Source organism: Lentzea alba (assembly GCF_047445655.1).
GTDB lineage: Bacteria > Actinomycetota > Actinomycetes > Mycobacteriales > Pseudonocardiaceae > Lentzea > Lentzea alba_A.
The window spans coordinates 262,303-272,387 of the sequence record NZ_JAJAEG010000012.1 but is presented as its reverse complement, the minus strand read 5'-3'; the positions used below and the strand labels follow the sequence as shown (position 1 = coordinate 272,387).

Genomic DNA, 10,085 nt, shown 5'->3' with positions numbered 1-10,085 from the left:
CGGACGGTTCGCTCCCTCTGGTCTTGACGAACATCACGCCTGGCAGCTGGCCTTGACCGTCGCCGCGGCGTGGTGCGCGTAGTTCGTGGTCGATCCCTTCCAGTCCTCGCCCCTGGTGAGCAGCTGGACGGCGAGCTTGCCCCCCGTGACCCGGAAGGAACCGACGCTGACCCACTTGCCGCGGTTGGCGACCTGGCTGACCTGGAAGGACCCGGTCGGGGTGGCCTTGTCCACGGCGAAGCGGTCGTACACCCGGTAGTGCGTGGGGTTGCCGCCCACCTTGGTGATGTCACCGTTGGGGACGAACACCGAGACCGCGCAGGTGCCGGTGGTGACCGGGCCGGTGTTGAACGTCCACAACCCGTACGCGCTCGTGTCGTCCTTGTTCGCGTCGCCGGACATCGGGATCGAGACGAACGCGGTACCGCAACCGCTGCCGTGGTCCACCCAGCCGGCGTTGCCGTCGCGGTAGGAGCCGACACCGGAGAACCCCGTGCTGCCACCGCATCCCGGCCCGGCCGTCGCCTCGTACGGGGCAGCCTGCGCCGGTTGCGGAGCCCCCTGCGCGGGAGCCGGGTTCTGGGTGGGGGTCTGCCCTGGCACACCCGGAACCACCGGGTTCGCGGCCCTGCCGGGGGCGACGGGCTTGCCGTCGGAGGTCTGTCCCGGCACGGAACCGTTGGGCTGCGCCGGAGAGGACGTGTCGGTGTTCTCTGTCCGCGGATCCTCCACGCCCGGCACGAACCCGTCGACGGGCGGCGGAACCTGGGCGTAGCCCGCGTTCTCCGGCTGCTCACCGGGCTGGTCGTTGTCGAGCACCGTGCCGAAGGCCACCGGCAGCGCGATCAGCACGACGCCCGCGACCGCCGCCGCGACGATCATGGGCTTGGAGACCCGGGTGGCCTTCTTCGACGTGCTGACCGCCGTGGTCTGCTCCACGACCGACGGCACGGCACTGACACGGGTCTGGGTGGCGACCGGGCCGTCCGGCGTTGCCACGGGGGCGACGGGCGGTGCCTCTGGCGCCGCCGCGGCAGCGACCGCGACGCCCGTGGGCTGCTGGGGCTCGGTGGACATGGTGTTCCCAACTTTCTTCGAGTGGTGGGTGCTAGCGCCTGAGGTTGTGGTTCACGAGCGAGGTGTTGTTGTGCTCCATGGCGTTGAGCACGTCCTTCATGCCGTTCACCACCGTGACCTGGTTGCCGATGACCTCGACGACCGTGGTGAACGCGCCCTCGATCTTGACCGTCGGGCTGTGGAGGTTCTTCTTCATCTCCTCGCCGTCGTCGCCCTCACCGCAGGCTTCGAGCAGCATGGTGAGGCGGTCATGGCCGCCCTCGACGATCCCGGCGACGTAGGCCTTGACGTCCGCGAACCCCTTGCCGACCGCGGCCATGCCGTCCGGATCGGCGCTGAACGACTTGCTCATGGTTCTTCCGTCCTCATCCTGTGGTGGTGGCGCTGGTGCCGACGGCCGGACCACCGAGTCCCAGCGTGTGGTCGCGCTCGTCGTCGCCGCTCGTCGCGACGACGGGGAACCGCCGGGAAGGCTTGCGCCTGCGGCGACCCAGCACACCCGGCGCCACCGTCGGGTCGGTGCCCCAGGTCTCCTCGTCCTCCGCGAGCCACGTCTGCCGGTCCCGCTCTCCCTTGTTCTCGCCGCCCGCACCGGCGCCCATGCCCGCGCCCGCCGTGGGCGGGTAGAACGGCACGCCGCCCGTCCCTGCTCCGTTGCCGCCCGTGCCCCTGGGGCCACCGGCAGGCGGTGGTGCGCCGGTCGTCGACGGCACGAGCGACGGGGGCAGGTTCGACGTCACGCTGACGTGGGGGCCAGGCCTGTTGAGGAGGTTCGTGAGCGGGTCGAACCTGGACACGGTGACCGGCAGCGCGGTGCTCGGCGGCAACGGCGGCGCCACCGGTGGAGGCGTGCGCCGCAGCGAGTTGAGGTGGCGCTCCAGCGCCGACTCGTTCGACTCGACCGTCGGTGGACCGTAGGGCGCGCGAAGGCGGTCCTTCTGGTCGAGGACGGCACCGCCCTTGGGGCCGATGATCTCCCCGTTGGAGTTCACCCGCGAACCCTTGGGAACGATGATCGGCTTGCCGTCGGGGCCGAGCACCGGCCTGCCGTTCGGGCCGATCACCGTCCCGTTAGGACTGACGTGCGAACCGGTGGGAACCCTCAGCGGCGACTGCGGTCCCCCGATCCCGGGCCCGGGACCGGACGGCCCGTTGGGGTTCGTGATGACGGTGGGAGGAGGCGGTGGACCGCCCGTGCCGTTCGGACCGCTGGAACCGCCCGGCCCACCGGAACCTCCAGGTCCGCCGGAGCCACCGGAACCACCCGGCCCGCCGGAGCCGCCGGAGCCGCCCGACCCACCGGAGCCACCGCCGGGCCCCGGACCGGTGGGGAGCACGAGAGGCGTCGGCGTCACGATCTGCGGCAGATACCTCTGCGCGACACCGTAGGCGGCGGTCAGCATGCCCACCGCGCTGGCCGAGTAACCGTCCACATGAGACACGATGTGGTCCGCCCACACCCTTTTCGCCGCCGCCTCCAGTGCCAGCCACGGGCCTGCCTGGTCCAGCCTGCCGCCGAGACGGGTGCTGACGGGGTAGCGCGGCTGGTTGTCCATGTAGTCGGTCGTGGTGACGGGCGCGCCCGCCTTGATGTCCGCGACGAGCTCGGGCGACTGCCAGATCGCCGCGACCACACCCGCGGGCCAGATGAGGGCGGAACCCGGTGCCTGGACCTGGAAGCCCAGGCCGGTGTCGTAGGACCTGGTCTCACCGCTCTGCCACTGCAGCCACCCCTGCTGGAGCATGAGGGCGGTCCTGGCCAGCAGGTCCTTCGCCTCCAGGAGCGCGGCCCACGACGTGCGCTCGCGGCTCATCTGCTCCACGAGGTTCTGGCACCGGTGGGAGAGGCCGTTCAGCACGTGCCCGAACGCGTCCGCTCCCCTGCCCTGCAGCGCGCTGTTCTCGTGCCCCACGTCCTTGCGCAGCTTCTGCAGCGGTGCGACCTGGTCGGTCAGCGCCTTGGCCGCCCCCTGCAGGTTCCTGGCAGCGTCGTCGAAGGTGGTGCGCTTCGCCGTCGTGAGGGTGTCGCCGAGCGCGGCGTTCAGGATCTTGTTGGCGTTCGTGACCCACGGCGTCAGCGCGCTCTCGACCTCCGGGGTCATGCTCGCCTCGGCGAACCAGTACCCGTAGTTCGTGTGGTACGAGGCGCTGACCAGACCTCGCGTGCCCTGGTCGTTCACCTCCTTCTTGGCCTCGAACTTCAGCCACGCCGGGCCGGTGATCGTCTCGCGCGCCGGCACGAACGGGAAGCTCCCCTCGTCGCTGAAGATGTTGAGCGCCTGCTCCCACTTCCACTGGCGGGTGTCCGGACCGCCCACGGAGCCGGGTGGAGGCGTCCCGGGAGTCGTCATCGCCGGTCAGTCCTTCCCGCGGCCGAGGACGTCGGAAGGCGCCTCTTTCCAGATCGACGAGAACACGTCGTCCACCTCGGTGTTGCCCGTCATCGCCGCACGCAGGTCGGCGCGCTGGTCCATCAGCGGGCCGAAGATCTCGACCGTCGCGTCCGTCATCTGCTGCCGCGCCCTGCCGAGCACCTCGACGAGCGTCCGAGCCAGCTGCTCAGGAGGCATGGACCGGTACTTCGTGGTGTTGAACTTGAGGCCCACCACGGTGTTGTGCGCGTCCATGGTCACGGTGACCATGCGATCCGCGGAGGTCACCGACGCGGTGCGCGCCGCGAGCTCGGCCTTCGCCGCCTCGATCCGCTCACGCTGATCCCTCAACGCGGCCATGGTCTGGTGCAGCTGCTCCGCCAGCCAGTCGGCCATCGTGTCCTCCCTGTCCGTGGTTGTGGGCACCGAAACCCGCGTTCTGCCCGACCCGCGGCCGGCGTCTGCGGGCGCCGAGCACCGACGGCGGCAGCTTGGGGTCGGTGCCCCAGGTCTCCTCGTCCTCGGCGAGCCACGTCTGCCGGTCCCGCTCGCCCTTGTTCTCGCCGCCGCCCTGACCGCCGCCCATCCCGCCCGCCATCGGCGGGTAGAACGGCACGCCGCCCATCCCGTTCTGCGGACCGCCGTTGCCCTGCTGGTTCTTCACCAGCGAGGGACCCCCCTCGGTGGTGACCGGTTTCGGCGGAGAAGGCGGCGGCTCCTGCCCGCCCAGCCCGCTCACACCGGAAGAACCTCCGAGGCCACTGCCCGACCCTCCCGCGTGGAGGCTCGGCGGCACGGAGGCGTTGTTGTTCAGCAACGTGGGCAGAGACGGGGTGTTGTTGCCGCGCAACGACTTCAGATAGCGGTCGAGTTCGCTCTCCCGTTCCTTGTCACCGCTGACCTCCGGCCTCTGCAGCCGGTCCTTCTCCGCGAGCTTGTCGCCGTTCGGCCCGATGATCTCCCCGTCCGGGTTCACCTTCGACCCCGGAGGCACGACGATCTGCTTGCCGTTGCGGTCGAGCACCGGCTTGCCGTTCGCGTCGCGCACCACACCGTCCGGGCCGATCATCGAACCGGTCGGCACCTTGAGCAGGGAGTTCGGGGGCAGCGGTCCCGGCCCGGTGGAACCGTTGGGGCCGCCGGGAAGGTTCGGCGGGATCGGCGGCGGGATCGGCGGCGGACCGCTGGGACCGTTGGGCCCCTTGGGACCACCGGGACCGTTCGAACCACCAGAACCGTTCGAACCGTTGGGACCACTGCCGTTCGGACCGTTCCCGCCGGGCGAAGGCGGCCCCTTCGGACCGCCCTGCCCGCCACCGCCGCCGGAACCGGGTGGTCCCTTCGGCCCGCCTCCGGAACCCGGAGGCGGCGGAGCCGGCGGTCCCTGCGGACCCGGCGGAGGCTTCGGGTTCAGGTCGACCTTGGGCGGGTTGATGATCGTCGGCAGGTAGGTGGACGCGGTGCGGTAGTTCGGGTCGAGCGCCTGGACCACCTTGGCGGCCGCCGGGTCCAGGATCTTCTGCAGGTGGAACACCCAGAGGTCCTTGGCGGCCTGCTCGATCCGGTCCCAGAAGGCCTGGTTCCTGGCGTCGACCCCGGCCGCCTTGCTCTTCGCGTAGTGCTCCGCCCCGCTCCAGTTGGTTCCCGCACTCACCTCGAGATCGGCCTTGAACCCGTTGCTGTTGAACACGGCGTTCAGCGCGGCACCGGGCCAGGCGAGCTCGACGCTGGTCAGCCCTCCCGGATCGCCGAAGTGCGTCAGGTTGTAACCGGCCAGGCTCGTGGGCTCCAGCCATTTCCGGTAAGCCTCCGCGAGAGTGTCGATCGCCCACAGGAGACCGACCTTGCTCTCGTTGATGTTGCCGGTGTCCTTGTTGTCGGACTGGCCCTTGGCGTCGACGAGCGCGTTCCACGCGTGACCGTCACGGACGCCGAGCTGACGCGCGTAGCTGTCGCACTTGTCCCTCAGATCGCCGAGGACCTTCCAGAACGCCGAGGCACCGGCGCCCTGGAAGTCGTCACCCTTCTTGCCGACCTTGTCCTGCCAGAGCTTCATCTTCGCGCTCTGGTCGACGAGGACGTTCTTGGTGCCGTTCAACGCGTTGTGCGCCCTGTCGAACGTCCAGGGCTGCGCTACCGGGTTGTTGCCGTTCGACAGCGACTCGATGATCGTGCGCATCGGGACGAAGAAGTCGTTCATCGGCTTTTCGAGCCCGCTGTAGTCCGCGCTCGCCACAGCCCAGTAGTGCATCCAGCCCGTCATCGAGTGGATCTTCCAGTCCCAGCCCTGCGGCTCCTTGGAAAAGACCAGGGCGGCGGCCCAGACGTCCCACTTGAGCCACTTCGTTCCCAGGAGGGTGTCGCGGGAAGCGACTTCCTTGACGGACTCGCCGTCCTGGAAGTAGTTGAGGACCTGCTCCCACCTCGCGTTCATGGCCGGGTTGGTCATCTCCGGTCAGCTCCCCGCCGGGGGCGGCTGCGGCGCGGGAGGCGCCGGGCTGGGGCTGAAGATCGCGTTGACCTGCTCGATGCTCAGCTGGCTGGTGAGCTGCAGGTTGTCGTACTCACCCTTCTCGACGTCAGCCACCACCTTGTCGATCCTGAGGTTCAGCTCACGGAGGTAGGTCCTCATCGACACGATCTGGGTGAACAGCGTGGGCGCCGTCCCCTTGTTGAGAGCCTCGTACTTCTCGATCAGGAGCCTGGCCGGCTCGAACAGCTTCTCGTTGCCCGCGAGCAACCTGCGCTTGCCGGGGCCGCTGGACGTCGTCTGCTCCAGCTCGAGGATGTTCGGATCGGTCTCCAGAACTTTGAGGAACTCCGCCAGGAAGCCCGTCTGGAACGACCTGAGGAACGCGGGGGTGACCTTGATGTCACCGCTGCCGCTGGGCTCGTTTCCCGCCACGCCCGTTCTCCTTTCCGTTGGGACGGCGCGGAACTAGAACGTGAGGTTGGAGGCGTTCCTCAGGTCTGTCGCGTTGTACTCGGCGTGGGCCAGCTGCACCACCATCCCGCCGCTTTCGAAGCTCTTCGCCATCTGTCCGAGGACGGCGTTCCACCTCGTCTGACAGAGGTCGTAGGCGTTGGCACCCTCGCCGAGCCACGAGTCCCTCATCGGCGCGAGCTGCGTCCACAGGTTGTCGACCTCGCTCTGGAGCTCCGCCGTGTACGCCTTCATCTGAGCGCCCAGGTGCGGCATTTCGCGGCCTGCCAAGAAGCCGTCGCGGGGCAGAGTCATGATCCTTCTCCTTCGTGTTCCGGTGTGGTCGGGCGATGGTCAGGCTCCGGTGACGCCCTTGTAGACGCCTGCGCTCACGTCACCGAAGGCCTTCACGGAGAGCATGTAGTTGTCGTTCTCGGTGGTGTTCATCGCCGTGTTGCTGGACGTCACGAGATCCTTGATCGTCCGGAGCTCCTGGATGACGAGGTAGTAGTTGCGCAACCACTCGTCGAGCTTCTGGTTGAAGGCGGTGCCCGCGGAGCCCGCCCACTGGTCGTTCATCTCGACGCGAAGGGCCTCCGCCTTCACCCGGACCTTCTCGCAGTCGGCCACGGAGTTGTCGATCGCCGTGATACCGGCGTTCATCCCGGTGTCGGACTTCTGGATCCTCGGACTCAGCTGTGCGCACATAGGTCTGGTCCTTTCCTTGCATATGGCGGAAATCGCCGCCAGAGCGGCGCGACGGGAGACAGGAGATCAACGCGGAGCCGGCCAGACCATGCAGGACGACCGGCAGAACTTGCCGCAGATTCGCCGGTCATGCTCCGCAGGCGGCCGGCTCCGGCAGCACCGCACCCCCGTTGCGCAGCGACGACGGGTCCAGCGACGCACCGGTCGGGAGCAACGCGAGCAGGCTCGTGGAGAGTCCAATCGAGACGCTGGAGCCGTAACCGAGAGCCTTCGCACCGTCCGGTGGCACCGGGTACTTCACGCCGGTGTCGGTCACGAGGTACAGCGCGTCGCCCACACGGCCGGACGCCGTGGTGGCCCTCACGAGCGCGCCGGAGCCCGGCCGCACCCCGATCCGGTCGACCTTCGTGCAGGGCTCCGCGACACCCGGCTGGTCGTACGGCGGCTGCCCCTCCTCGGACACCTGGCTGCTCAACGCGATCTGCGTGCGCGGCGCGTCTCCGTCCGGAACGACGACCGCGCACAATCCCTGTCCACTGTGGAGTGTCACGGCACGGGGCGGTGACACAGGCGGTGGCGGCTCGGCCTTGGACAGGTGCTCGCTGACCACGCGGCCGGGCAGCTGGGTCACCGCGACCTCGCCGCCGCCGTACGCGGCTGTGCGGACCCGCGGGTCGGCGCCGAGCAGCCGTGCGTCGAGCGCCGACACCGGGGTGAGCCCCGCGGTGGTGAGAACGTAGTGCTGCGACAGCTCACCGGACACCGCGTACAGCCGGCCGATCTTCGAGTCCGCCGAGCCGAGACGAGGTCCCGCGCTGCCCAGCCCGGCGATCGCCATCGGTGCGAAATCCGGCCCCGTGGGCAGTGCGTCCAGCAGTGCCGCCGGCGCCTTCACCGGCTGCGGAACGCCGTCCAGCGCGTCGAGCGCGCCGTGCTCCGCCGCCACCCGATGCCGTTTGCCACGCCACAGCAGGGAGGTCTTGCCGTCCGGGGTCTCCACGACGACCGCCTCGTCGTCGCCGAGGGGCCGCGCGCCTGCCCCGCCGCCGATGCCCAGCGCGGTCTGGCCGGTCCTGTCACGGCTGACGGCGGTGCACACCTGCCAGGGGTCGGAGCCGAGCGCCGGCAACGCGTCCGGAGCGCCGATGATGCCCAGCGGGTCGCCGCGCGGCACGTCCTGCAGCGACTTCTCCGCGACGTGCTTCACGACCAGCTGGTCACCCGCCACGAGCTTGGCCGACGCGAAGTTCAGCACCGGCAACAACTTGCCGCCCGCGTAGAGGAACCGCGCCCCCGAGCCGTCGGCCACGACCAGCGCGCCCTCGACCTTCCAGGACTTGTTCCCACCGGGCGAGATGAAGCCGAACAGCAGCAGTACGAGGCAGACGACCGTGGCGATGATGCCGCCGATGGTGCTGCCGCGGTAGGTGCGGTGGAGCGGGCTCTCCGGAGCGTCCGGGTCGACGCGCAGCAGTGCGGACGTGAGCCTGCCCAGCATGAACCGGTGGGCCTGGACCTGGTCTGACTTGTTGTTCACGGTTCAGCCCCCGAACCCGCGCATGAAAGCGAACACGCCCAGCAGCCACAGCGCGAGCGGCAGCAGCGACAGCGCCGCCAGGCTCTCCGCGATGTCCGCGAGCCTGCCCCAGTGCGGCAGCATCCTGCGACCGGGCAGCGTCCAGCGCGCCACGATCAACGCCGACACGGACACGAAGAGAAAGGCGATCATCACCAGCGGGCGGGGCGACTCCTGGTGCCACGCGAGCAACAGCCGCAGCAGGCCGTACACACCGGGCACGATGACGGACAGCCGCTGCCACACACTGCCCAGCGCACGGCCGTGCACCAGCAGCAGACAGCTCAGCACCGCCACGAAGGTGGTGGCCTGCCAGGACGGGTCGCGCACGACGAGCTCGACCGTGATCGCGCAGGCGAGACCGATCGCGGCGAAGAGGGCTGTCACGTAGGCGTCCGCGACCCTGCCCTTGGTGACGACCTCCTCCCCCGCGTGCGGCTCGATGTCCTCCTGCAGTTCCTCCGCGGTGGTGGGCAGTGCGGGCAGCCGCAACCCGGCGAGCCGAACGGCGATCCGCGGCACGAACGCGCCGACCAGCACCGCGACCACCGCGATGATCGTCGCCGAGCCCGCGGCGCTCGCGCCACTCAGCATCATCACCAGCGCGCCGGACGCGCACAGCACCCCGAACGTCGCCACGGAGACGAACACCGGTGCCGCGCCGGCCACCGCGGCCAGCCCTAGCGCACCGGCTCCCGCGCCCGCCACGCAGGCCGCCAGCACGCGCGCGCCGGTCAGCACCGGTCCTTCTGGTCCACTCGGGACGATGAAGCCCGCCAGCCCGACGAACGGCACCGCGGCGAGCGCCAGTGCGAGCGCCGCCACCGCGTCACCCAGTGCGCGAGCCGCGGTCGCGGCGCACACCAGCAGGAAGAGCGCCGCGAGCGCCGCGGCCAGGAGTGTCGGCCAGGTCTTCATCGCGGTCGCCAGCAACCCGAAGCCGAACGCCGCGATCGCGAGGACGCTGCCGAGCATCGTCCACCGGGTGGCGTCCGGGCTCCACGAGTCGGGCCGCGCCCGCGCCTCGGTGGACAGGCCGTCGATGATGTCGTCGAAGTGGACCGGCGGGAGCTGTTCCCGGCGGGGCACCAGGTGCAGGGTCTCACCGTCGTGCAGCTTCAGCACGTCCACGGTGGCGTCCTGGTCGAGCGGTGTCTCGCCGAGCCGCTGCAGGATCCAGCCGTCGTGCTCAAGTCCTTTCTCACCCAGGTCCTGGCCTGCGTAGCCGAGGATCGTCGGCATCAGGTCGATCAGCGGGATGTCCACCGGCACAGCGAGCTCGAAGCAGGTGGAGGGAGCCCGGACGCGAAGTTTGCACAGTCCGGAAGTGGTCGCCATGGCACACGCCTTCGTTCGGCGACCAGCGCGACGCGCCCCTGCTGAGACGCCGGGAGCGAACCATCGCGTGGTCGGATTTCGTCACCTCTTG

General features: G+C 69.8%; 10 protein-coding genes. All 10 read right to left on the bottom strand.

Annotated features, from left to right (window positions below):
• Positions 1-33: 33 nt before the first annotated feature.
• Positions 34-1,077 carry a hypothetical protein gene (locus tag LFM09_RS21850; protein WP_414098373.1) on the bottom strand — a complete coding sequence of 348 codons (1,044 nt, stop codon included), beginning with the start codon at positions 1,075-1,077 and terminating at the stop codon, positions 34-36.
• A 31-nt stretch (positions 1,078-1,108) separates the two neighbouring features.
• Positions 1,109-1,429 carry a hypothetical protein gene (locus LFM09_RS21845; protein ID WP_414098372.1) on the bottom strand — a complete coding sequence of 107 codons (321 nt, stop codon included), beginning with the start codon at positions 1,427-1,429 and terminating at the stop codon, positions 1,109-1,111.
• A gap of 13 nt (positions 1,430-1,442) precedes the next feature.
• Positions 1,443-3,428: a hypothetical protein gene (locus LFM09_RS21840; protein ID WP_414098371.1), complete on the bottom strand. Its 1,986-nt coding sequence runs from the start codon at positions 3,426-3,428 to the stop codon at positions 1,443-1,445.
• A 6-nt stretch (positions 3,429-3,434) separates the two neighbouring features.
• The gene (locus tag LFM09_RS21835; RefSeq protein ID WP_414098370.1) at positions 3,435-3,845 is read right to left on the bottom strand and encodes a YbaB/EbfC family nucleoid-associated protein; all 411 of its coding nucleotides are present in this window, start codon (positions 3,843-3,845) and stop codon (positions 3,435-3,437) included.
• On the bottom strand, positions 3,784-5,898 hold the full coding sequence (locus LFM09_RS21830; RefSeq protein ID WP_414098369.1) for a hypothetical protein: 2,115 nt from the start codon (positions 5,896-5,898) through the stop codon (positions 3,784-3,786). Before LFM09_RS21830 ends, LFM09_RS21835 begins: the two co-directional genes overlap by 62 nt.
• A gap of 6 nt (positions 5,899-5,904) precedes the next feature.
• Complete coding sequence (locus tag LFM09_RS21825; protein WP_414098368.1) at positions 5,905-6,354, bottom strand: hypothetical protein; 450 nt, start codon at positions 6,352-6,354, stop codon at positions 5,905-5,907.
• Between the two features lie 33 nt (positions 6,355-6,387).
• On the bottom strand, positions 6,388-6,687 hold the full coding sequence (locus tag LFM09_RS21820; RefSeq protein WP_414098367.1) for a WXG100 family type VII secretion target: 300 nt from the start codon (positions 6,685-6,687) through the stop codon (positions 6,388-6,390).
• Positions 6,688-6,726: 39 nt separating this feature from the next.
• Positions 6,727-7,080 carry a WXG100 family type VII secretion target gene (locus tag LFM09_RS21815; protein WP_414098366.1) on the bottom strand — a complete coding sequence of 118 codons (354 nt, stop codon included), beginning with the start codon at positions 7,078-7,080 and terminating at the stop codon, positions 6,727-6,729.
• Between the two features lie 127 nt (positions 7,081-7,207).
• Positions 7,208-8,617, bottom strand: a complete 1,410-nt coding sequence (gene eccB, locus LFM09_RS21810) for a type VII secretion protein EccB (RefSeq protein ID WP_414098365.1) — start codon at positions 8,615-8,617, stop codon at positions 7,208-7,210.
• 3 nt (positions 8,618-8,620) lie between these two features.
• Positions 8,621-9,994 (bottom strand): type VII secretion integral membrane protein EccD, encoded by a 1,374-nt coding sequence (eccD, locus tag LFM09_RS21805; RefSeq protein WP_414098364.1) that lies wholly within the window; start codon positions 9,992-9,994, stop codon positions 8,621-8,623.
• Positions 9,995-10,085: the final 91 nt, after the last annotated feature.

What these genes read in the sequence shown, in the direction of transcription:
- LFM09_RS21820 (WP_414098367.1), bottom strand. Translation starts at nt 6,687, where the DNA reads ATGACTCTGCCCCGCGACGGCTTCTTGGCAGGCCGCGAAATGCCGCAC.
- LFM09_RS21850 (WP_414098373.1), bottom strand. Translation starts at nt 1,077, where the DNA reads ATGTCCACCGAGCCCCAGCAGCCCACGGGCGTCGCGGTCGCTGCCGCG.
- LFM09_RS21845 (WP_414098372.1), bottom strand. Translation starts at nt 1,429, where the DNA reads ATGAGCAAGTCGTTCAGCGCCGATCCGGACGGCATGGCCGCGGTCGGC.
- LFM09_RS21830 (WP_414098369.1), bottom strand. Translation starts at nt 5,898, where the DNA reads ATGACCAACCCGGCCATGAACGCGAGGTGGGAGCAGGTCCTCAACTAC.
- eccD (WP_414098364.1), bottom strand. Translation starts at nt 9,994, where the DNA reads ATGGCGACCACTTCCGGACTGTGCAAACTTCGCGTCCGGGCTCCCTCC.
- LFM09_RS21815 (WP_414098366.1), bottom strand. Translation starts at nt 7,080, where the DNA reads ATGTGCGCACAGCTGAGTCCGAGGATCCAGAAGTCCGACACCGGGATG.
- LFM09_RS21835 (WP_414098370.1), bottom strand. Translation starts at nt 3,845, where the DNA reads ATGGCCGACTGGCTGGCGGAGCAGCTGCACCAGACCATGGCCGCGTTG.
- LFM09_RS21840 (WP_414098371.1), bottom strand. Translation starts at nt 3,428, where the DNA reads ATGACGACTCCCGGGACGCCTCCACCCGGCTCCGTGGGCGGTCCGGAC.